This window comes from Duganella sp. Leaf61 (genome assembly GCF_001421905.1).
In the GTDB taxonomy this organism is placed as follows: domain Bacteria; phylum Pseudomonadota; class Gammaproteobacteria; order Burkholderiales; family Burkholderiaceae_D; genus Rugamonas; species Rugamonas zoogloeoides.
In genome coordinates, this window is record NZ_LMLM01000006.1 from 85,356 (window position 1) to 106,380 (window position 21,025).

19 protein-coding genes and 1 pseudogene are annotated in these 21,025 nt (G+C 65.0%); 14 read left to right on the forward strand and 6 right to left on the reverse strand.

Translation table 11 applies throughout. From position 1 onward, the window contains the following. Positions 1 to 606, reverse strand: a complete 606-nt coding sequence (gene ssuE, locus ASF04_RS07895; protein WP_056139690.1) for an NADPH-dependent FMN reductase — start codon at positions 604 to 606, stop codon at positions 1 to 3. Between the two features lie 198 nt (positions 607 to 804). Between ssuE and ASF04_RS07900 the strand changes: the two genes are divergently transcribed. Genes ASF04_RS07900 through ASF04_RS07920 form a run of 5 tightly spaced genes read left to right on the forward strand, consistent with a single transcriptional unit; the run spans position 805 to position 5,758 of the window. Continuing rightward, the gene (locus ASF04_RS07900) at positions 805 to 2,013 is read left to right on the forward strand and encodes an acyl-CoA dehydrogenase family protein (protein WP_056139730.1); all 1,209 of its coding nucleotides are present in this window, start codon (positions 805 to 807) and stop codon (positions 2,011 to 2,013) included. Positions 2,014 to 2,021: 8 nt separating this feature from the next. Next, entirely contained in the window at positions 2,022 to 2,828 is an 807-nt protein-coding gene (locus ASF04_RS07905) for a methionine ABC transporter ATP-binding protein (protein WP_056139692.1), read from the forward strand. A gap of 4 nt (positions 2,829 to 2,832) precedes the next feature. Continuing rightward, positions 2,833 to 3,525, forward strand: coding sequence for a methionine ABC transporter permease (locus ASF04_RS07910; protein WP_056139732.1), 693 nt, complete (start codon positions 2,833 to 2,835; stop codon positions 3,523 to 3,525). Positions 3,526 to 3,534: 9 nt separating this feature from the next. Then, the gene (locus ASF04_RS07915; RefSeq protein ID WP_056139693.1) at positions 3,535 to 4,395 is read left to right on the forward strand and encodes a MetQ/NlpA family ABC transporter substrate-binding protein; all 861 of its coding nucleotides are present in this window, start codon (positions 3,535 to 3,537) and stop codon (positions 4,393 to 4,395) included. A 1-nt stretch (position 4,396) separates the two neighbouring features. Then, complete coding sequence (locus ASF04_RS07920) at positions 4,397 to 5,758, forward strand: LLM class flavin-dependent oxidoreductase (protein ID WP_056139695.1); 1,362 nt, start codon at positions 4,397 to 4,399, stop codon at positions 5,756 to 5,758. 142 nt (positions 5,759 to 5,900) lie between these two features. Here ASF04_RS07920 and epsC read toward each other — a convergent pair whose 3' ends face one another. Further along, entirely contained in the window at positions 5,901 to 6,824 is a 924-nt protein-coding gene (gene epsC, locus ASF04_RS07925) for a serine O-acetyltransferase EpsC (RefSeq protein WP_056139697.1), read from the reverse strand. 150 nt (positions 6,825 to 6,974) lie between these two features. Between epsC and ASF04_RS07930 the strand changes: the two genes are divergently transcribed. Beyond that, positions 6,975 to 8,156 (forward strand): multidrug effflux MFS transporter, encoded by a 1,182-nt coding sequence (locus ASF04_RS07930; RefSeq protein WP_056139699.1) that lies wholly within the window; start codon positions 6,975 to 6,977, stop codon positions 8,154 to 8,156. 37 nt (positions 8,157 to 8,193) lie between these two features. Here the strand turns inward: ASF04_RS07930 and ASF04_RS07935 are convergent, their stop codons facing one another. Beyond that, entirely contained in the window at positions 8,194 to 8,445 is a 252-nt protein-coding gene (locus tag ASF04_RS07935; RefSeq protein WP_019922468.1) for a hypothetical protein, read from the reverse strand. Between the two features lie 117 nt (positions 8,446 to 8,562). Here ASF04_RS07935 and ASF04_RS07940 point away from each other — a divergent pair, with 117 nt between their 5' ends. After that, positions 8,563 to 9,021 carry an Rrf2 family transcriptional regulator gene (locus ASF04_RS07940; RefSeq protein ID WP_056139701.1) on the forward strand — a complete coding sequence of 153 codons (459 nt, stop codon included), beginning with the start codon at positions 8,563 to 8,565 and terminating at the stop codon, positions 9,019 to 9,021. A gap of 134 nt (positions 9,022 to 9,155) precedes the next feature. Here the strand turns inward: ASF04_RS07940 and trxC are convergent, their stop codons facing one another. Both trxC and ASF04_RS07950 read right to left on the reverse strand, forming a co-directional pair. Further along, positions 9,156 to 9,593, reverse strand: coding sequence for a thioredoxin TrxC (gene trxC, locus ASF04_RS07945; protein ID WP_200931076.1), 438 nt, complete (start codon positions 9,591 to 9,593; stop codon positions 9,156 to 9,158). Between the two features lie 102 nt (positions 9,594 to 9,695). Continuing rightward, positions 9,696 to 10,301: a phasin family protein gene (locus ASF04_RS07950; protein WP_056139733.1), complete on the reverse strand. Its 606-nt coding sequence runs from the start codon at positions 10,299 to 10,301 to the stop codon at positions 9,696 to 9,698. Positions 10,302 to 10,464: 163 nt separating this feature from the next. Here ASF04_RS07950 and ASF04_RS07955 point away from each other — a divergent pair, with 163 nt between their 5' ends. Both ASF04_RS07955 and ASF04_RS07960 read left to right on the forward strand, forming a co-directional pair. Next, positions 10,465 to 10,791 (forward strand): hypothetical protein, encoded by a 327-nt coding sequence (locus tag ASF04_RS07955; RefSeq protein ID WP_056139704.1) that lies wholly within the window; start codon positions 10,465 to 10,467, stop codon positions 10,789 to 10,791. Positions 10,792 to 10,849: 58 nt separating this feature from the next. Continuing rightward, positions 10,850 to 12,415: a class I adenylate-forming enzyme family protein gene (locus ASF04_RS07960; RefSeq protein ID WP_056139706.1), complete on the forward strand. Its 1,566-nt coding sequence runs from the start codon at positions 10,850 to 10,852 to the stop codon at positions 12,413 to 12,415. Between the two features lie 77 nt (positions 12,416 to 12,492). Here ASF04_RS07960 and ASF04_RS07965 read toward each other — a convergent pair whose 3' ends face one another. Further along, positions 12,493 to 13,488, reverse strand: a complete 996-nt coding sequence (locus ASF04_RS07965) for a DUF4105 domain-containing protein (RefSeq protein ID WP_056139708.1) — start codon at positions 13,486 to 13,488, stop codon at positions 12,493 to 12,495. 151 nt (positions 13,489 to 13,639) lie between these two features. On the opposite strand from ASF04_RS07965, the gene ASF04_RS07970 reads away from it, so the two are divergent. The 5 genes and pseudogenes from ASF04_RS07970 to ASF04_RS07990 form a co-directional block, all read left to right on the forward strand. After that, the gene (locus tag ASF04_RS07970; protein WP_056139710.1) at positions 13,640 to 14,614 is read left to right on the forward strand and encodes a gamma-glutamyl-gamma-aminobutyrate hydrolase family protein; all 975 of its coding nucleotides are present in this window, start codon (positions 13,640 to 13,642) and stop codon (positions 14,612 to 14,614) included. Positions 14,615 to 14,716: 102 nt separating this feature from the next. Continuing rightward, complete coding sequence (tssF, locus tag ASF04_RS07975; RefSeq protein WP_056139713.1) at positions 14,717 to 16,537, forward strand: type VI secretion system baseplate subunit TssF; 1,821 nt, start codon at positions 14,717 to 14,719, stop codon at positions 16,535 to 16,537. After that, entirely contained in the window at positions 16,501 to 17,547 is a 1,047-nt protein-coding gene (tssG, locus tag ASF04_RS07980) for a type VI secretion system baseplate subunit TssG (RefSeq protein ID WP_082488624.1), read from the forward strand. Before tssF ends, tssG begins: the two co-directional genes overlap by 37 nt. A 69-nt stretch (positions 17,548 to 17,616) precedes the next feature. Beyond that, positions 17,617 to 20,328, forward strand: a complete 2,712-nt coding sequence (locus tag ASF04_RS07985) for a type VI secretion system Vgr family protein (RefSeq protein WP_056139716.1) — start codon at positions 17,617 to 17,619, stop codon at positions 20,326 to 20,328. Between the two features lie 17 nt (positions 20,329 to 20,345). After that, a pseudogene (locus tag ASF04_RS07990) lies at positions 20,346 to 21,025 on the forward strand (hypothetical protein); the annotation flags it as partial.

The following is a 21,025-nucleotide window of genomic DNA, read 5'->3' on the forward strand; positions in this document are numbered from 1 at the left end:
TCAGCGCGCCAGGCGGATCGGCTCGACCGGCGCCACGAACGGCGCCTGCGCTTGCTGTGCCTGCCACGATTTGTGGCCGTGCAGCGCAGCGGCCAGCCCTTCCACGCCAGCCTGCACGCGCCAGGCGATGGCCTGATCGACAGCCAGGCCGCTGACCTCGTTCCACACCAGTTGCGACGAGGTGGCGTAAATCCCCGCCAGCACGTGGCGTGCGTCAAGCGCGTGCAGCACCGGGCGCAGCGCGTAGTCCAGCGCCAGCATGTGCGACTGGCTGCCGCCGGTGGCGAGCGGCAGCACCAGCTTGCCGGCCAGGCCGTCCTGCGGCAGCAGGTCGAGGAAGGCTTTCAGCAAACCGGTATAAGAAGCTTTATACACCGGGGTGGCGATGATCACGACATCTGCTTCGCTAACTGCGGCCAGCGCGCGCTTGATGGCCAGGTCCGAGGTCTCGGCGTGCAGCAGCGCATGGGCCGGCAGTTCGCGCACCTGCACCTTGGTGTAGCGGTGTCCGGTACTGCGCTCAGCCAGTTTTTCAGCGACATGGTCCAGCAAACGGCCGGTGCTCGATACCGCAGCCGGGCTGCCGCCTAATAGAAGAATGCTCATGATCCGATCCCCGTCAATTGTTTGTGCTGGCCAGAATAGAGCCGTCCGGTTGAAATCAGAACGAATAGTTTTGCGCTTCCATATGCGGTTTACGACACATGACTTTTTTGCATATAAATAGCCGGAATTCTTCGTGTACGAGGTTTGGAGCCCGGTGCGATACTGCGCCACCGCATCCTTAACGACAACGGACATACCATGTCTAACGCACTCAGAACAGCGACGCCCGATCCGGCGCCGCCGACGTCTCCCGATCCGCTCAAGGTGGCCGCCGACCTGGCGCGCCGCCTGGGCGAAACCGCCAATGCCCGCGACCAGGCCGGCGGCCACGCGGCGCAGGAACGCGGCGCAATTCGCGCCTCGGGCCTGCTCACGCTGTCGATACCGACCGAATTCGGCGGCCAGGGCGCCGACTGGCCCACGGTGCTGCAAGTGGTGCGCATCCTGGCGCGCGCCGACAGCGCACTGGCCCATATCTTCGGTTTTCACCACCTGCAACTGGCGGGCATCCAGCTGTATGGCACACCGCAGCAGCAGCGCCGCTTTCTCACGCTCACCGTCGAGCAGAATCTGTTCTGGGGCAATGCCCTCAATCCGCTCGACCGCCGCACCGCGGCCGTGGATGCGGACTACGGCTACACGCTCGATGGCATCAAGAGTTTTTCGTCCGGCTCCGTGGGGTCGGACTGGCTGACCGTCTCGGCCTGGCACGAGCCCACCGGCACCGCGCTGATCGGCGTGCTGCCCACGCGCCAGCCGGGCGTGGAGGTGCAGGCCGACTGGGACGCCTTCGGCCAGAAGCAGACCGACAGCGGCAATGTCCACTTCAGCGGGGTGGCGCTGCCGGCCACGCAGGTGCTGCAGGCGCCCGGCGTGGCGGCCACGCCGCAATCGACGCTGCGCTCGCAGGTGGCGCAACTGATCATGACCAACCTGTACCTGGGCATTGGCGAAGGTGCGTTCGAGGCAGCGCGCACCTACACGGTGGAGGAGGCGCGGCCGTGGTTTGCGTCCGGCGCCCAATCGGCTGCTGCCGATCCGCTGGTGCAGCACCGCTTCGGCCAGTTGTGGCTCAAGCTGCGGCCGGCCGCCGTGCTGGCCGACCACGCGGCACACGAACTCGAACGGCTGTTCCGCATTGGCCCGCAAGTTACCGCCCGCCAGCGCGGCGAACTGGCAATCGCCGTGGCGGAAGCCAAGGTGCTGGCCCATACCGCCGGCATCGATATCAGCAACCAGATGTTCGAACTGACCGGCGCCCGGTCAACGTCGGCCCGCTATGGCTACGACCGTTTCTGGCGCAACGTCCGCGTGCACACGCTGCACGACCCGGTCGACTACAAGATCCGCGACCTCGGTCGCCATGCGCTCGACGGCTCGCTGCCCGAACCCACCGCCTACTCCTGAAATACCCGATGACTATTCCACTGATCCGCATCGAACATGCGAGCAAGACCTTTACCCTGCCCGACGGCGGGCGCTTCGACGCTGTGCGCGACGTGTCGCTCGACGTGCGCCAGGGCGACATCTTCGGCCTGATCGGCAAGAGCGGCGCCGGCAAATCGACCTTGCTGCGCCTTTTCAACTTGCTCGAACGGCCCGACGCCGGCGCCATCACCGTCGCCGGCCGCGAGCTGACGTCGCTGTCGAAGCGCGACCTGCGCGATGCGCGCCGCAATATCGGCATGATTTTCCAGCAGTTCAACCTGCTGCAAAACGCCACCGTGTTCGACAACGTCGCCTTCCCGCTGCGCATCCACGGCGGCCAGAAACCGGAACAGATCGCCGCGCGCGTCAACCAGTGCCTGGAACTGGTGGAGCTGGGCGTCAAAGCCGACAGCTATCCGGCCCAGCTCTCGGGCGGCCAGAAGCAGCGCGTGGCCATCGCCCGCGCGCTCGCCAGCGGCCCCGCCGTGCTGCTGTGCGACGAGCCCACGTCCGCGCTCGACGCCGAAACCACGCGCGCGCTGCTGGCCACGCTGCGCGACATCAACCGCCGGCTCGGCGTCACCATCGTCATCGTCAGCCACGAATTGTCGGTGCTGGCCGAAATCTGCAACCGCGTGGCGGTGATCGAGGATGGCGCGATTGCCGAGGAATTCGCGCTGAGCGAACCGGCAGGCCACAGTGCGCCGCGCAAGACGGCACTGGGCCGCGAACTGGCTGCCTTCAACGCTGCCAATACGCTGGCCGGCACACACCGGGAGCTCAGTTATGTCTGACGCCATGTCTGAACTGTTTTCCACGCTAGGCGTGTCGTTCAACGCCATCGTCGGCATGCTGCCCGAGATGGGCACCGCCGTCGGCCAGACGCTCACCATGCTCGGCATCGGCCTGTCGGCAGCGGTACTGATCGGCGGGCCGCTCGGCATCGTGCTGTTCCTGGTGGCCGATGGCCAGTCGCTGCAAAACCGCCCGGCCGCGCTGGTTCTGGGCTGGCTGGTCAACACCGTGCGCTCGTTCCCGTTCATCATTCTGCTGGTCGCCCTGGTGCCGTTTACGCGCATGATCGCCGGCACGTCGATCGGACCGCTGGCGGCCGCCGTGCCGCTGTCGTTTGCCGCCGTTCCGTATTTCGCCCGCATGGTTGAGCAGAACCTGCGCGAAGTGCCGCGTGGCGTGATCGAGGCGGCGCACGCCATGGGCGCTTCGGAACTGCAGATCGTGCTGCGCGTGCTGCTGGTAGAGGCGCGCTCCGGCCTGGTGCTGGCGTTGACCGTGCTGGCGATCAGCTTCCTGTCGTATTCCGCCGTGGCCGGCGTGGTGGGCGGCGGCGGCATCGGCGACCTGGCGATCCGCTACGGCTATTACCGCTTCGAGACCGACATCATGGTGGCCACTGTCGCCATCCTGATCATCATGGTGCAACTGATCCAGTTCACCGGCAACCGCATTGCAAAACGCATCGACAAACGTTAAGGAACAACCATGATCAAACCGATACGCCGCCACGCCGCATTGACCACGATACTGGCAGCACTGGCGCTTGCGCTCGGCGCCAACGCGCCGGCTCACGCCAAAGACCCGAAAGAAATCGTCATCGGCACCAGCGCCGGTCCCTACGCGGACCAGATCAAACTGGGCATCAAGCCGCTGCTGGAAAAGAAGGGTTATAAAGTCAGGCTGGTGGAGTTCAACGACTACATCCAGCCCAACTTCGCGCTGGCAGAAGGTTCGCTCGACGCCAACGTGTTCCAGCACATCGTGTACCTGAACAAGTTCGCCACCGAGAACAAGCTGCCCATCACCGAACTGGTCAAAGTGCCGACCGCGCCGATCGCCATCTACAGCAAGCGCCACAAGACGCTGGCGGATGTGAAGGAAGGCACGACGGTGGCGCTGCCCAACGATCCGACCAACCAGGCGCGCGCGCTGGTGCTGCTCGACCAGCTAGGCTGGATCAAGCTGCGCGACAAGTACGATCCGGTGCGCGCGTCCGAACGCGACATCGCCGCCAACCTCAAAAAGATCAAGCTGATTCCGCTGGAAGCGGCGCAGCTTCCCCGCTCGCTGCAAGACACCGACTACTCTTTCGTCAACGGCAACTACGCGCTGGCATCGGGCTTGAAACTGAAGGACGCGTTAAAGACCGAGAAAATCTCGGACAACTATGTGAACCTGGTGGCAGTGCGCACGGCCGACAAGGACAAGCCATTTGCTAAGGATATCGCTGCCGCCTACCGCTCGCGCGAATTCCTCGACATCACCAACAAGCACTTCGCCGACTATTCCAGGACCGACTACCAGCTGGCGTTGGCCAAAGAGGTGGCAGCCAAGCCGACCAAGTGACATGAGCAAGCAAATCCGCTTCAATGCCTTCCAGATGAACACGGTGAGCCACCAGTCGCCGGGCCTTTGGACCCACCCGTGCGACACCGGCCACCGCTACACCGATCCGGACCACTGGACCGACCTGGCGCGCCTGCTGGAGGCGGGCCTGTTCGACGCCGTGTTCCTGGCCGACGTGCTGGGCGCCTACGATGTGTACCAGGGCAGCGCTGACCCCGCCCTGCGCCACGCGGTGCAGGCGCCATTAAACGATCCGCTGGCGCTGGTGCCGCTGATGGCGCAAGTCACGACCCACCTGGGCTTCGGCGTGACCTGCGCCCTCACCTACGAGCATCCGTACACGTTCGCGCGGCGCATTTCCACGCTTGACCATCTGACGCGCGGGCGCATCGGCTGGAATATCGTCACCGGGTATCTCGACAGCGCGGCGCGCAACCTGGGCCTGGACCGGCAACTGGGCCACGACGAGCGCTACGACCTGGCCGACGAATACATGGACGTGGTCTATAAACTGTGGGAGAAAAGCTGGGACGACGACGCCGTGGTCAACGACAAGGCGCGCGGCGTGTATGCCGAGCCGTCCCGCATCCACGCTATCAACCACGAAGGCCGCTTTTACAAGGTGCCGGGATTTCACCTGTGTGAACCGTCGCCGCAGCGCACGCCGTTGCTGTACCAGGCCGGTACCTCGCCGCGCGGCACGGCCTTTGCGGCGCGCCACGCCGAGTGCACGTTCGTCAGTGGTCCTAGCAAGACCGTGGTGCGCAAGTATGCCGATGACCTGCGCACCGCAGTGCGCGCGGCCGGCCGCGACGGCGACGACCTCAAAATTTACGCCCAGGCGCTGATCGTCACCGCCCCCACCGAGGCCGAAGCATGGGCCAGGTACGAGGACTACCGCAACCACGTCGATATCGAGGCGGCGCTGGCCCTGCTGTCCGGCTGGACCGGCATCGACTTCAGCCAGTTTCCGCTCGACGCCACCGTCGAGTATATCGAATCGGACGCGGGCCGCTCGGCGCTGGCGTCGTTTACCCAGGCCGACCCCGACCGTGCCTGGACCGTGCGCGAGGCCGCACTGTTCATCGGCCTCGGTGGACGCGGTCCGGTGCTGGTAGGCGATCCGCGCCAGGTGGCGGACCAGCTGGAAGCATGGCAGGACGACACCGGCATCGACGGTTTCAACATCGCCTTTGCCGTGGCCCACGACAGCATGCGCGACGTGGTGGAACTGATCGTGCCGGAACTGCAGCGGCGCGGGCGGTATCGTACGGCGTACGACGGCGGTACCTTGCGTGGACAGGTGCTCGGTGGCGGCGCGCGGCTGGCGCCCGGTCACGTGGCGCACGCGGTACGGCTCTGACACTGAAAGATTGCCAAAGCATCAAAACTGCCGCACACTGGCGCCTGCATATTTTTCGGAGCCTGGCTTTTCCTTCCCTGTCGGACCTCGCGCCTGGCCCACCAACACGCTGCTGTTCCTGGCGGGCCGATGAAGGCTTGCTCTAGTCGTTGCGCATTTGGGCCTGGGAGACATTGCTGTTGGGCGCCACGCTTTGCGTAAGCCACACGTTGCCGCCTATGGTTGATCCGGCGCCGATGGTAATGCGGCCCAGGATGGTGGCGCCTGCATAAATCACTACGTCGTCTTCGACCACAGGGTGGCGCGGCACGCCCTTGATCAACACGCCCTGGTCGTCGGCCGGGAAGCGCTTGGCGCCCAGCGTGACGTGCTGGTACAGGCGCACCCGCTGGCCGAGAATGGCGGTCTCGCCGATCACCACGCCCGTGCCGTGGTCGATGAAGAAGCTGCCGCCGATCTGGGCGCCGGGGTGGATGTCGATGCCGGTGAGCGAGTGGCCGATGTCCGAGATCAGCCGCGCCAGGAACGGCGAGCCGAGGCGGTGCAGGCAGTGCGCCAGGCGGTAGTACAGGATGGCGATGGTGCCCGGGTAGCACAGCATGATCTCGGCCACCGACGTGGCGGCCGGGTCGCCGGAAAACGCCGCATGCACGTCGGAAACCAGCAGCGCGCGGATGGCCGGCAGGTTGGCGGCAAATTCGCGGGTGATGGCGTGGGCCTGCTGGGTGAGCACGGCGTCGTCGGGCACTTCTTCGGTAGCCGAGAATTGCAGGCCGCGCCGCACCTGTTCGGTGAGGCGGTTGAGCGTGGTGTTCAAAGTATCGCCAACAAAGTAATCGATACTCTCGTCGGTCAGGTTGGGCCGGCCGTAATGGGTGGGAAACAGTACCGCCGACAGGCCGTTGACGATGATTTGCAGCGCCTCGCGCGAGGGCAGCTCGCGCACCCGGCCCTGGTGGCGGATATTATGGGTGGCCTCGCGCGACACGCGCAGCTGTTCGATCACGCTGGCCAGGTTCCAGTGCGATGGTTTGACGCCGGTGGCGTCGAAGGTATCAATAGTCATGTCTCGATAATCTAAAATTTTTGGCGGTAGTGCTGCCGATATTGAAGCATACGCGCGCGTTACCGCCAGGTGAACGAATCAAAATGTCGCCCGATATGCGCTGGCCGCATATCGCGTAAAATGCCGGGTCCAACGAACAATACGCCTTTAATGAATATTCTGCTGACCATCCTGCTGGCCGGCCTGACCATGGTCGGCCCGCTCGCTATCGATACCTATTTGCCATCGTTCCCTGCCATCGGCGTGGCGTTCGACGCCAGCCCGATCATGGTGCAGCAAACCCTGAGCATGTTCCTGTTCTGCTTTGCGTTCATGATGCTGTTTTACGGCACCCTGTCCGATTCGTTCGGCCGCCGCCCGGTGATCCTGGTGTCGCTGGTGCTGTACATCGCCGCGTCGATCGGCGCCGCGCTGGCGCCGTCGATCGGCGTGCTGCTGGCCTGCCGCATCGTGCAGGGCCTGGCGGCAGGCGCCGGTTCCGTCGTTGGCCGGGCCATCGTGCAGGACCGCTTTGCCGGTGCCGCCGCGCAAAAAATCCTGGCCCACATCATGATGGTGTTCGGACTGGCGCCGGCCATCGCCCCGGTACTGGGCGGCTGGCTGCAAGTGAGCTTTGGCTGGCGCTCGATCTTCTGGTTCCTGGCCGCCTTCGGCGTCGTGATGTACGTCGCCGTCACGCGCCTGCTGCCGGAAAGCCTGGCGGTGAAGGATCGCCACCCGTTCCACCTCGGGGTCATCGCGCGCAATTACTGGAAGGTGCTGTGCCACCACCATTTCCTGCTGCTGGCGATTGCCGTAGGCATGAGCTTTGCCGGTGTGGCGCTGTATATCGGCTCGGCCGCGTACTTCGTGATGAACATTTTGCACCTGCCGGAAACCGCGTTTGCCTGGATGTTCGTGCCGCTGATCGGCGGCATGGTGGTAGGCTCGGCGCTGTCGGGCAAATTCGCTCACAAGTTTGCGCGCAAGGCGCAGGCCTGGATGGGCTTTGCGGTGATGATCCTGGCCGGCGTGATCAACGTCGGCTACAACCTGTATTTCACCGCAGCCGTGCCGTGGGCGGTGCTGCCGCTGTTTATCTATTCGTTCGGTCTGTCGCTGATGATGACACCGATCACCCTGATGGCGCTCGAATACTTCCCGAACAACAGCGGACTGGCGTCGTCGATGCAGTCGTTCGTGCAGATGCTGTTGTTCGCGCTGGTGTCTGGCCTGGTGGCGCCACTGTTGTTCGACAGTGCGCTCAATCTGGCGTGGGGTGTGCTGGGGAGCCTGGTGGTGGCGGTGCTGGCGTGGTTGCTGGCGCAGGTGGGCAAGCCGGTGGTGCACTGAATGTGCCATCCCCGCCGGGCGGGGATGACGGAACACATTACGGCCATGGGGCAGGATTGAGGTTTTCGTACTGGGCGCCGCCCTGCTCCGGCTCGCGCGCCTCGGGCACTTTGCCCGGTGCTTGCGCCGGGTTGCGTAAGCCCAGGATTTCCTTGCGCGCTTCCACGAAATCGGCGCTGGTGAGCGGGTTTTCCTGATCGGGCCAGTTGGCTTCGGCCCATTGTTGCAGTTGTTCGAAGCGTTCCCACAGTTCGTTGATGAACTCTCGGCGTGCCTGGTCGTCGATCATGTTTCCTCCTAGGTATTTCGGGTAGTGTCGGCCGGGGCCGCCAGTGCGTCGGTGCGTATCCGCACAAAACCCTGTCCCCGGTTAAAATAGCGCCTCAATCTACCTCAATCTCCGCAGATGCGCCTCATCCAATTTACAGATTTTTCGCTGCGCACGCTGCTGTTCCTGAGCGCCAACCGCGACCGCCTGGTGACCATCCAGGACATCGCGGACCTGCACGGGATTTCGAAAAATCACCTGATGAAGGTGGTGTACCAGCTGGGGCAAACCGGGCTGGTGGAGACGGTGCGCGGCCGCAACGGCGGCCTGCGGCTGGCCAAGGAACCGGCCGACATCAATATCGGACAGCTGGTGCGCACCACCGAGACCGATTTCTTCATGGCCGAATGCTTCGACCGCGCCCAGGACACCTGTCCGCTCACCAACGATTGCAAGCTCAAGCACACGCTCAATGACGCGACCAAGGCGTTCCTGGCCGTGCTCGACCAGCAAACACTGGCCGACATGCTGCCCTCCATTCCTACCGAGTCCGGCAGCAAGCCGGTGCGCATCATGCGCAACGCGGCCAGCCATTAACAGCGCCTGATAAAGCCGTCAGTGCAAGGCGGTACGAATGTGCCGCGAGGCGCTGCAACGCAGCGGTAGCATTGACGGTGACGGTGGCGATGGCAATGGCAATGGCGATGGCAATGGCAATGGCAATGGCGATTTTAACGATTGTTTTGATTGGCCCAGGCAATGATATTGCTTGCATCCATGGCGCCCGGCTGGCGCGCGACTTCGCGGCCGCCCTTGAACAGGGCCAGCGTGGGTATGCTGCGGATCGCGTAGCGGGTGGCAAGGTCCTGCGCCTGCTCGGTATCGACCTTGACCACGCGAAAGTGCGGCTCCAGCCTGGCGGCGGCCTGCGCATAGAACGGCGCCATCGTCCGGCAAGGCCCGCACCACGGCGCCCAAAAGTCCACCAGCACCGGAATGTCGCTGCGCTCGATATGCTTTAAAAATCGCGCACTGGTCAGATCGACCGGCTGGCCGGTAAACAGCGGTTTCTGGCACTTGCCGCACACCGGCTGCGCCGCCAGCTTGGCGGCGGGGAGCCGGTTGACGGCGTCGCAGTGGGGGCAAACGATGTGCAATGAATCGGTCAAGGCGGCGGCATTCGTCATATCTTTATCTCCAGGGCAACAAGCCCCGATGATAAACCATCGTTGACGATGGTGCCGTCTGCCTCAGGAGGGGGAATCCGATGCTCACGCCTCCTTGCGGGCGCCGCTTTGCTTGCCGGTTTGCGCCGCAGCATGCGCTGCGGTTTGTGCCGCCGTGGCCTGGCCGGACACTTGGGTGCCGGTGCTGCTGCCATAGAACTGATTATCCTGGCCATCGGCCATGCGCCGCGCACCGTTTTGCCGGAACGGATCGGTGGCGCGCTCCATGGCCGATTGCTGCTGTTGCAGCGCACGCTGAGCTTCTTCCTGGGCGGTGCGGGCGACCTCGTCGGCCAGCGCCTTGGCCGTGCGGGTGGTCGATTCCACGTGTTCGCCGGCGACCTTGGACAGTTCCAGCTGGGTGTCGGCAGCGATGCGCGACAGGTGCTGCTGGTACGCGCGCAGCTTGTCGGTGGCCGGCTGGGCGCGGCTGGCGGCAGCCGACATCATGTCGGTGGCGCGATGGGCGGTGAGGCAATCGCAACCGGTGTGTGCGACATCTTCCAGCATGGTTTGCGCCATCTGCAAATTGAGGTCGCTGAACTGCTGAGCGGTACGAAACATCGAGCGGGACATGTCGTTGAAAAATGCCATCTGGGCGTCGAGATGCGATTTGACGGCGGGTGTGACAGATTGAGAATATGGAAACATGGCGTACTCCTCCACGAACAGGATTGCGGTTTGATCAACGGGAAGCGAACCGGGCGCATTGCGCCAGCGCAGGTCGAAGTGCAAGCCTAAATGAGCATCCCGCACGAAGCATGATCTGGATCAAAGGTGTACAATCGAGATATTGCCCCAGGGGAATTTCATCATGGCCATCTCTGCCCTACACATCGGCGCCAGCGGCGTTACCGCCGGCCTCAGCGCGCTGTCCAACAGCGCTCACTCGATCGCGAATGCATCCACACAAGGCTTTCAGCCGGCGCAGGTGAACTTCCGCGAGTCGCCCCCGGCCGGTGGTGGCGTCTCGATTTCCTTGCAAGGACAGCAACTGGCGGCAGGCGATCAACCCAGCGCCACCAACCTGGCAAGCGACATCACCAATTCGCTGGTGTACAAGGCGCAGACGCAAGCATCGCTGTCGGTGATCAAGACCTCCGACGAAACGCTGGGCTCGCTGCTCGACATCAAGGCTTGACACTGGCGCGCGGCGCCGTCACATTGGCCGCTTTTTCGCCAATGACGGTCGCGGCCAGATGAACGACTTCGATCCCCATACCCTGCTGGCATCCCTGCCGGCGCGGCTCGGCGCCATCGTGCGCCGCTGGTCGCACGACACCCCGCACGCCCCTGCCCTGCACGACGGCTGCCGCCACTGGACCTACGCCCAGCTGGCCGCCGCCATCGACGATACCGCCGCCACCTTGCGCGCGCTGGACGTACGCGCCGGCGACCGCCTGATGGTGGTCGGCGAAAACTGCGCAGCGCAAGTGGCGCTCACCTTTGCCGCCGCCGATCTCGACGCCTGGATCGTCCACGTCAACGGCCGCCTATCCGCGCACGAGGTGGACCAGATTCGCGACCATTGCGGCGCGCGCCGCGTGATCTATACCAGCGCGCCCGGCTGCAATACGTCGCCCGAGACCGCCGCCCACGGCCTGCGCCACGCGGCCACGGTTACCGACTCGCCCTTCGGCGCCTGGATGGTCGGCACGTTGCATACCGGCCGCGTACCGGAGCCGGAGCACGCGGCGTCCGAGTACCAGGTGGCAGCGCTGGTGTACACCACCGGCACCACCAGCGCCACCGGCGCGCCCAAGGGTGTGATGCTCAGCCACCGCAACCTGCTGTTCGTCGCTGCCGTGTCGAGCCGCCTGCGCGGGTTGGTACCGTCGGACCGCGCATACGGCGTGCTGCCGATCACCCACGTCTATGGCCTGACGTCGGTGATGCTGGGCACCCTCTACGCGGGCGCCTGCTTGTACCTGTGCCCGCGCTTCACGCCCGATGCGCTGCTGGCCGCGCTGCGCGAGCACGCACTCACCATCGTCCAGGGCGTGCCGGCCATGTATGCGAAGCTGCTGGAAAAGCTCGGCAGCGTTGACGCCCCTTTACCGAATCATTTGCGCTTCGCCTACGCGGGCGGTTCACCGCTCACGCCCAGCCTCAAGGCGCGCGTGGAGCAGGTATTGGGCGTGCCGCTGCATAACGGCTACGGCCTCACCGAGACCTCGCCCACCGTCAGCCAGACGCGCCTGGACCAGCCGCGCGCCGATACCTCGGTCGGCCATGCCATCCCCTGCGTGGAGGTGCGCGTGGTGGATGCGCATGGCGTGCCGGTCGCCCCCGGCGTCGATGGCCAGCTGTGGGTGCGCGGCCCGAACGTCATGCTCGGCTATTACCGCGATGCGGAACTCACTGCCGCCAGCATGCGTGGCGGCGGCTGGCTCGATACCGGCGACGTGGCGCGCAGCGACGCGGACGGCGCGCTGTTCATCGTGGGCCGCACGAAGGAATTGATCATCCGCGCCGGCTTCAACGTCTATCCGCTGGAAGTGGAAACGGTGCTCAACGCCCACCCGGGCGTGACGCAATCGGCGGTGGTGGGACGCCCCGGTGCGCATGGCGACGAGGACGTGGTCGCTTACATCGAGCTGGACGTCCGCCATCCGGTCGCACTGGAAGACCTGCACGCCTGGCTGGCGCAACACCTGGCGCCCTATAAACGGCCGGCCGAGATCATCGTGATGGCGGCCCTGCCGGCAGCGGCCACCGGCAAGATCCTCAAGGGGCGGCTAAGAACCTGCCCCGGCAAGGAGTGAGGCGCGGCTTGCGCACCCCGTCAGCGGCGCCGGCCTCGCTGCCGTGACCGATGTCTCTGCGGTGCTGGAATCGGTGCTCAAGGCGCCGGTTGGCGAATGGCAGCAGAGTAGTCGGGCGCCTGGTCCGCCACCCGCGCGCGGGCCGTGATATGGGCGGCCTGGCGCAGCGTGCCGAAATTTTGCGGACCGGCCAGCACGCCCAGGTCGAACAGGTAGCGATCGAGGTAACCGGAGGCCAGCAGGCGCCAGTCGAGCGGCAGCGCGGTATCGATCCTGCGCGCCATCTCGAACACGATGGTGGTGCAGTTGGCGGTGAGCGTGTTGTAGAAGCGCGGCGTGCGCTTGAGTTGCGCACCCTCGTCAAGGTACGACAGGAACAGCGAGCGCATGGTTTTCTGCGGAATGTTCAAACGATATAAATACATATCCTCGCCACGCGCGTTGGTGCGTACGCGCAGGATGTCGCGCTCGTCGGCGGCGATCAGCACCGTTTCGTAGCGCTTGAAAAAGCCGGCGATGGCGTCAAAACTTTCGCCGCGCTCCTTGCGGATTTCGATGGAAAATGTGAGATAGCGGCCGTCGGCAAAACCGAACGACACCAGCGTGTGGGCGATGGCAGGGCCCATCCAGTACGACAGCGCCACATCAACCGAGCGCAGTTGATCGAGATCGTAGCTGCGGCGTTCCCAGCGCGGCGTGTAGTCGTCGTCGCTGCGCCAGTCGAAGTTGCGCACCTGGTCGAGCGTGACCACGCTGTCCTGTACGTCCCCGGTCACCATGCGCGCCACGTCGTCGGCCCACACGCGGTCGTGGCTCGGTTGCAAAGTGCCCCACCATACCAGCAGCGCTACCATGGCCACGCCCCACGGCAGCAGCACGCGCGCACGGCGCAGGCGCCACCACCAGAACAGCGTGACCGGCGCGATCGATACCCACAGGCCCATGGCCGGCACGCGCAACGCCTCCACCTGCAACGGCGGCTGGTACCACAGCGCCAGCGCACCCCAGGCGGTAGCGACGCCAATCGCAATCGAGGCGACCACGCGGCCGATGGCTTTCCATAGTTTTCTCATGGCCCGATTATAGGGCCGCCCAGGCGGGCCGGGCTTTCCGATTGATCCAGGGTGACATGCGTGGACCACATGTAAGGAAATGTGAACCGGGCGACTGCCGACGCTGGCTTGTGGCACACTAACAACACGTCAACAGTAAATGAGGAACAGCATGACTGACGGCCCTGACGACAAGGACAGCACACCGCACCGTCGCGCCTCCGACCAGGAACGCCGGCCGGCGCGCAACGACAGCAACAGCGCCACGCCGCGCTACCTCGATCCCGGCGACACCGTGTTCAGCCTGTGGGGCCGGGTGCTGATGGCGCGCTACCGGCGCGTGGCCGCCTCGGTCACCCGCCACATCGTGCAGCGCCCGCTCCACATCGGCATCTCGGCGCGCATCTTCCATCCCGAAGCCGGCTCCACCGGCCTGCGCAGCAAGAACCTGCAATACCTCGAAGAGTCGATCGCCCAGTGGGTAATGTCGCGCGACGTGCTGGTCTTCATGATCCCCACCGTGAACACCGACGGCCTGCTGCACCCGTCGAACATCCGCCTGCGCGACTACGCGCGCCACCTCGACGGCCTGGTGCTGCAAGGCGGCGCCGACGTCTCGCCGCAAAGCTATGCCGAAACGCCCACCCGCCCCGAGTGGAGCGGCGACCGTGCACGCGACATGTACGAGCTGGAACTGCTGCACGAGTTCGTGGAAGCGGGCAAGCCGGTACTGGGCATCTGCCGCGGCTGCCAGCTGATCAACGTGGCGTTCGGCGGCACGCTGTACCAGGACATCGCCTCCGACGTGCCCGATTCGCTGGCCCACGTCAACGACGACTACGACCGCAACCGCCACGACATCACCTTCCCGGCCGGCTCGTCGCTGTCGCGCATGTTCAAGGGCCAGGCCAGCGGCACGGTCAACTCGATTCACCACCAGGCCGTCAAAACCCTGGGCCGCGACATGATGGTGGAAGCGCTGTCGGTGCCCGACAACATGGTGGAAGCAATCCGCTACCGCAAGGCACCCTTCGTCATGGGCCTGCAATGGCACCCGGAATTCCACCGCGCCGGCGGCGTGGAGCTGCTCGACTGCACGGGCATTCTTGACCAGTTTTTGCGGGTAGCGCGTGAGACGCGGTTCTAAAATTTCGATCGGCTGACCTTACATTGTTGCATCTCAGTATTAATTTATTGTTCTCCTCAATAATGGCCGTTCGCCCGGGCGGCTATGGGGATCAGAATGATAATGAAAGACCTGCTGAAATACTACGAGGCGGAGTTGGCGCTGTTCAACGCGCTGGCTGGCGATTTTTGCTCGCGCTATCCGGCGGTCGCCGGTCGGTTGGGCATGAGCGGCGAAGGCTGCAACGATCCTCACGTCGAGCGCCTGATACAGGCTTGCGCCCTGCTCAACGCGCGCACCGCCAAGCGCCTCGACGATTCGCATGTGCAGTTCGTCGAATCGGTTTTACACAACAATTTTCCGCACTGCCTGCGCCCCTTTCCTTCCTGCTCGATCGTGCATGCGGTTACCGATGATCCGCTCGATCACACCGCCGTGATCCCGCGCGGCACCGTCATGAGCGCTGCCGAACACGATGGCGTATTGTGCAAGTTCACCACCACCGATGACCTGGTTCTGCAACCGCTCAGGATCGACAGCGTGCGGCTGCAGTCCGCGCTCGAGGTGCCGCGCAGCTTGCGCCTGCCCGTCAACGCGGGACCGGCCATCAGCATCTCGCTCACTGCCACCGCTGCCAGCAGCGGTCATGCGCTGCGTCTCTACCTCAACGCCGACGCCGGCCTGGCCGCCGCGCTGCGCGACGCGCTGTTCCTGCGCACCACCTGCGCGCTGGTGGAAAGCGGCGACGCAATATGGTCGCTGCTGGTGCAGCCGCCGCTGCGTGCGGTCGGCTTCCGGCCGGACCAGGCGCTGCTCCCCACCGGCAACCACCCGTCGCCCTATCGCCTGCTCACCGAGTATTTCTGCTTTCCCGAAAAATTCAATTTCGTCGATCTCGACATGGACGCCATCGGCACCGCATTGCCGCCCGACTGCCGCAACTTTACCCTGCACCTGGTACTGGCCGATACCAACCACGACGATACCATGAACCGCCTGAAGTCGCTCGACGCCAGGCATTTGCTCACCAGCTGTGCACCGGTCGTCAACCTGTTCCGCCACCCTGCGCGCCCGATCGAACTCGATCACACGCGCGCGGAATACCCGCTGACAGTGGAAAGCCCGCGCGCGCACACGTTCGAGATCTTCAGCGTGGACCAGGTGAGCATGCTGCGCCACGACGGCGCGCGCAGCCGGGTCGCCGACTTGCACCCGTTATACGCGATGCGCCATGGCGAAGCGGCTGGCCAATACTGGACCGTCCGCCGCGATGAGGCGCTGGCCATCTCGGCGCCCGGCCACGCCATGAAGATCGCTTTCATCGACAGCGCCATGCAGCCCTTGACAGCCACCACCGCAGTCCACACCGCAGCCACCACCGCATCCGTTTCCATCAACCTCACCTGCACCAATGGCGAGATGCCATGCCGGCTTCCCTTTGGCAAAACAACCGGCGACCTGCACCACGAAGGACCGGCCAGCGACGTGCCGGTGCTGCTGCTGCGCCGGCCCACCCGGCCACGGCGTTTCGCCATCAACCAGAGCACCCAATGGCGCCTGGTGTCGCTCCTCAATCTCAATCACCAGAGCCTGAACCGCGACGGCCTGCCGATATTGAAGGAGATGCTGGCGCTGCACAACCTGGCCGCTTCCGACGTCACGCAGCGGCAAATCGACGGCATCACCGACTTGCAGCACCGCAGCGCCAGCGTCTGGCGCACTGACAGCAGCGGCGGCAGCCTGGTGTACGGCATCGATATCATGCTCGCCGTGGACGACCACGCGTTCGCTGGCGTCGGGCTGTCGCTGTTTGCCCAGGTGATCGATCACGTGCTGGCCCTGACCGTCCAATTCAACAGTTTCACCCGCCTGATCGTGCTGTCGAACTCCGGAAAGGAATTGCTGCGATGCCCGCCCCGAAGCGGCCACCAGGCCCTGGTTTGATCGGGCAACTGCTGGCAGACCCGACGCGGTTCGAGCTGTTCCAGGCCGTGCGCCTGCTGCTGCGCTGGCTCGAACAATCCGGCATCGCGGATTCACCGGCACGTCTGCGCTTTCACAGCCGCATGGCCAGCAGCTTCCCGCCCAGCGAGCTGGCGGCGCTGTGGGCGCGCACGCGCGACAACCGCGAAGTGCGCACCGGCGAGCAGTTGCTGGACTTGCTCGAAAACGATCCCGCGCAAGTCATCCACCTCACCCCGGCATCATTCAGCCTGCTCGGTAACAGCAGCGCCCTGCCCGCCCACTACACGCAAACCATCGCAGATGCCGAACGCCAGCACCACGACGCCGGCCCGCGCGTCTTCCTCGACTTGCTGGGCACACGCGCCACCATGCAGTTTTACCAGGCCTGGGCGGCGCACCGCATCGATAGCCAGCCGCCGGGGCGCGACCAGTTCCTGGCGCTGCAACTGGCGCTGGCGGGCACCCCGCCTGCAGGCACTGGATTGCCACCGCAAGCGCTGGCCCGCCATGCCGCGCTGTTCCGCCAGCGACCGGTGACGGCGGCGGCCATCACCGCTGTCATCACTGATTATTTCGATGTGCCGGTGACGTTTCAACCGTTCGTCGGCGGCTGGTACCTGCGCGAGGACCGGCTGCACCTGGGCGTCGAACACTGCACGCTGGGCCAGGGCGCCATGCTGGGTGCGCGCTGTCATCGTGCCGACGTGGCTGCCGAGATAAAAGTCGGCCCGCTACGCCGCGAGCGGTACGAGCAGTTTCTGCCCGGCGCAAAGGCGGCGCAAGAACTGGCGGACATCCTCGCCATGTTCGGCGTGGTCAATGTCCGCTACCGGGTGCGGCTGGTCTTGCATGCCGCTGATATCGAACCCTGCCAGTTGTCCGCCAGCGTGGGCCTCGGCCACGGCGTATTCCTGCACGGCCGCAGCGGTGACAGCGACGATTTTTGCCATGACATCGTCCATCCTGGAACAGTACGCACCGCATCCTGAAGTTGCGCCTCCGCAATAACTTGCCGATAGGAACAGTGATACTGGGCAACTGACCGCACAGGAGCACACATGGCCATCGACAAAGCGCTAGCGCTGCTCAACACCAGCAACCGACCATTGCGGCTGCGGCTGGATTTTGACGATGGCGTCAGCGACGACCTGCTGCTGCCACACCGCATCTCCGGCACGGAAACCGTGTGCGGCGGCATCGAGTACCGCGTGCTGTGCGTATCAACCGACGCCACGCTGCCACTGAAGCAGTTCATCGCCGTGCCAGCAGAGCTGCAACTGGTCACCGATCGCGGCGACCTGCACGCGGTATGCGGCATCGTCGCCGAAGCCTGTGCCGGCATGAGCGATGGCGGGCTGGCCACCTATCAGCTGGTGCTGCGCGATGGACTGGCGTTGATGGAGCAGCGCACCAACACCCGTATCTTCCGCAACCAGAGCGAGCTGGATATCGCCGCTATCCTGATGTCCGAGTGGAGGCAAACCAATACGGTGATGGCCGCCACGTTCCACTACGAGATCGACGCCGCACTGGCGCAGCGCGCGTTCCCCGCGCGTGAATTCACCATGCAGTACAACGAATCGGATGCGCAGTTCCTGCGCCGGCTGCTCAAGCGCCGGGGCATCTCGTGGTACGTACGGCCCGGCGCAGCGGATGCCGACCATCCCGCCCACACGCTGGTGCTGTTCGACGACGCCGCGCGCCTGCCCGCAAGCGCCGCAAAAACCATCCGCTTCCACCGCAACCACGCCACCGAGGAGCGCGACGCCATCACCGCCTGGACCGGCGCGCGCCAGTTACGCCCGGGCACCGTCAAGCGCTTCAGCTGGGACTACAAGCGGCCGAAAGGCGTCGAGTTCATGCAAACCGCCAGCGAGGCATTGGCCGACCAGGGTAGCCACGGCAACCGTTTTGCCGCCGCGCTCAGCGACTACCTGGTCGAGACGCCGCACGCCGGCAGCGACAACGACGACCTGCGCCAGTTGGGCGCGCTGCGCATGGCGCGGTTCGATATGGAGACCAAGTGCTTTCACGGCGAGAGCGGCGTGCGCGATTTACGGGCCGGCGAGTGGTTCACACTATCCGGCCACCCGGAGATCGACCAGCACCCGCCAGCCGAACGCGCTTTCGTGATCACCGCGCTGGAAATCGAAGCCCGCAACAACTTCCCGCAAGCGCTCGATGCGCGTCTCGATGGCCTGTACGCGCAAAGCGGCTGGCGCGCCGTCGCCCACGCGCACAGCGACCGCTATCGCAACCGCTTTACGTGCGTGCGCAAGGATGTGCATCTCGTGCCGGCCTACGATCCGCGCATCGACGTGCCGGGCGCCCGGCCGCAGAGCGCCATCGTCGTCGGCCCCGCCGGAGAGGAAGTCCATTGCGATGCGCTGGGCCGGGTCAAGGTACGCTTTCCTGCCACCAGGGCGCAGGATCACCAGCATGCGAGCGGCGCCGGCGCCTCCAATAGCGAGACCGACAGCGCCTGGATCCGCGTGGCCACGTCATGGGCCGGCGCGGGGCCTGCCCGGCAGCAAGCGGGTACCGTGAGCTTGCCGCGCGTGGGCAGCGAGGTGCTGATCGACTTCCTCGGCGGCGATCCCGACCGGCCGGTGATCGTGGGCCAGCTGTTCAACGGCATCGGCGTGCCGCCGGAACTGGGCAAAGGCGGCGGCCTGCCCGGCAACCGCTACCTGTCAGGCATGCGCAGCAAGGAAATCCGGGGCCAGCGCAAAAGCCAGCTGCGCTTCGACGACACCACCGGCCAGATCAGCGCTCAACTGGCCAGCGACCACGCCAGCAGCGCTTTAAATCTCGGCTGTCTGACCACCCCGCGCCAGGCCGGCAGCGCCGATCAGCGCGGCGAAGGCTTCGAGCTGCGCACCGACGGCAGCGGCAGCCTGCGCACGGCCCGTTCGCTACTGATCTCGGCATGGCAGCGGTTAGACGCCGCCGGCGCGCAGCTGGACCAGCAAGAACACCTGGCGCTGATGCAGGACTGCCTCGACCTGTTCAAGTCGCTGGGTACGTACGCAGCGCAGCACCAGGCGCTGGCGCCTGACGCTGCCGGCGCCAGCGAACTGCAGCAACAGCTCTCGAGCGCCAGCACAGCCAAGCCGGCCGACCTGCCGACCATCTCCATCACCGCGCCCGACGGCATCGCACTGGGCACGCGAAAAGCCATGGTCCACTACGCCGTGGGCAGTATCGACCAGGTAGCCCTGCAACACCTGCAGTTCAGTGCCGCGAAGTGCTGCAACATCAACGCAGGCCAGGGCATTTCATTGTTCGCGCACCAGCAAGGCATTACCCAGATCGCCCACCACGGCAAGTACCGGATGCAAAGCCAGCACGACCTGATGCAACTGGATGCCGCACGCGACCTGCGGCTCACCTCCGCCACCCGCATCGTCGGCGTGGCGCAAGACGAAATCACCCTGATGACCCAGGGCGGCGCCTACCTCAAGCTCTCCGGCGGCACCGTGGAACTGGGCGGCCCCGGCGCGCTCACCATCAAGACCGATGGCCACCACTGGAACGGCCCCGCCAGCCAGCGCGGCGAACTGCCCACCTTCGGCGAAGGCCAACTGGGACGCACGCTGCGCCTGGTCAGCCCCCTCGACGGCGCGCCGTGCGAAGGCGTGCAGGTATCGGTGGCAACCGAGGACGGCAAGGTCGTCTCCGGCGTTACCGATGCGGACGGCAAAGGCCCGACCATCACCGGCGACCAGCTGCAACAGCTGACCGCCACCTTTTTCATCCCGCGCGATTGAACGGACGCAGAGATGCCATGGCGCTGAAACCCGATAACGACTGCGTGGCCTTCGCCAGGGGCAGCGCCCACACCGATTTCGATGCGACCCACTACGACATCCCGCACGCCCTGCCTTTGCCGGGCATCGTAATCCTCGTCCACGGCGTCAATTCCGATGGCGAGTGGTACGACGCCTGCGAACAAGGACTATGCGACGGTTTGAATAACCGGCTGGGGCGCAGGAACGACCAGATGAAGTATCCGGGCCCGGCGTCGGGACAGCTCAAGGCCATCAAGTATGCGCAGGAATTGACGGGCGAAGGCTACATCAACCCCGAACTCAATTCCAACAATTTTTTCGACATGGGCAACGCCTGCTCGCCGGTAATCCGCTTCAGGTGGGGCTACAAGGCCGGCGGCGAAGAGTTGCAGGCGTTCGGCGACAAGATTTATCTCAACGAACAAAACTACTGGGGCGGCGGCCCGTTCGCCAACGGCTGCACCTCGCTGCCCGACCTGTGGAACGAAGGGTTGTCGGAGAAGCTGTTCCTGTGGATGCAGGTCCAGCACCTCAATCCGGTCAACGAACGCGAAGTATACGCGTGCCCGCCACGCGGGTACTTCGTGCTGGCTGCGTATCGCCTGGCCAAGCTGGTCGAAGCGATCCGCAAGGCGCAAGCCGATGTGCCGATCACCATTGTCTGCCACAGCCAGGG

Coding starts and splice junctions, on each gene's coding strand:
- ssuE (WP_056139690.1), bottom strand. CDS start 606: ATGAGCATTCTTCTATTAGGCGGCAGCCCGGCTGCGGTATCGAGCACC.
- ASF04_RS07900 (WP_056139730.1), top strand. CDS start 805: ATGTCTAACGCACTCAGAACAGCGACGCCCGATCCGGCGCCGCCGACG.
- ASF04_RS07905 (WP_056139692.1), top strand. CDS start 2,022: ATGACTATTCCACTGATCCGCATCGAACATGCGAGCAAGACCTTTACC.
- ASF04_RS07910 (WP_056139732.1), top strand. CDS start 2,833: ATGTCTGAACTGTTTTCCACGCTAGGCGTGTCGTTCAACGCCATCGTC.
- ASF04_RS07915 (WP_056139693.1), top strand. CDS start 3,535: ATGATCAAACCGATACGCCGCCACGCCGCATTGACCACGATACTGGCA.
- ASF04_RS07920 (WP_056139695.1), top strand. CDS start 4,397: ATGAGCAAGCAAATCCGCTTCAATGCCTTCCAGATGAACACGGTGAGC.
- epsC (WP_056139697.1), bottom strand. CDS start 6,824: ATGACTATTGATACCTTCGACGCCACCGGCGTCAAACCATCGCACTGG.
- ASF04_RS07930 (WP_056139699.1), top strand. CDS start 6,975: ATGAATATTCTGCTGACCATCCTGCTGGCCGGCCTGACCATGGTCGGC.
- ASF04_RS07935 (WP_019922468.1), bottom strand. CDS start 8,445: ATGATCGACGACCAGGCACGCCGAGAGTTCATCAACGAACTGTGGGAA.
- ASF04_RS07940 (WP_056139701.1), top strand. CDS start 8,563: ATGCGCCTCATCCAATTTACAGATTTTTCGCTGCGCACGCTGCTGTTC.
- ASF04_RS07950 (WP_056139733.1), bottom strand. CDS start 10,301: ATGTTTCCATATTCTCAATCTGTCACACCCGCCGTCAAATCGCATCTC.
- ASF04_RS07955 (WP_056139704.1), top strand. CDS start 10,465: ATGGCCATCTCTGCCCTACACATCGGCGCCAGCGGCGTTACCGCCGGC.
- ASF04_RS07960 (WP_056139706.1), top strand. CDS start 10,850: ATGAACGACTTCGATCCCCATACCCTGCTGGCATCCCTGCCGGCGCGG.
- ASF04_RS07965 (WP_056139708.1), bottom strand. CDS start 13,488: ATGAGAAAACTATGGAAAGCCATCGGCCGCGTGGTCGCCTCGATTGCG.
- ASF04_RS07970 (WP_056139710.1), top strand. CDS start 13,640: ATGACTGACGGCCCTGACGACAAGGACAGCACACCGCACCGTCGCGCC.
- tssF (WP_056139713.1), top strand. CDS start 14,717: ATGAAAGACCTGCTGAAATACTACGAGGCGGAGTTGGCGCTGTTCAAC.
- tssG (WP_082488624.1), top strand. CDS start 16,501: ATGCCCGCCCCGAAGCGGCCACCAGGCCCTGGTTTGATCGGGCAACTG.
- ASF04_RS07985 (WP_056139716.1), top strand. CDS start 17,617: ATGGCCATCGACAAAGCGCTAGCGCTGCTCAACACCAGCAACCGACCA.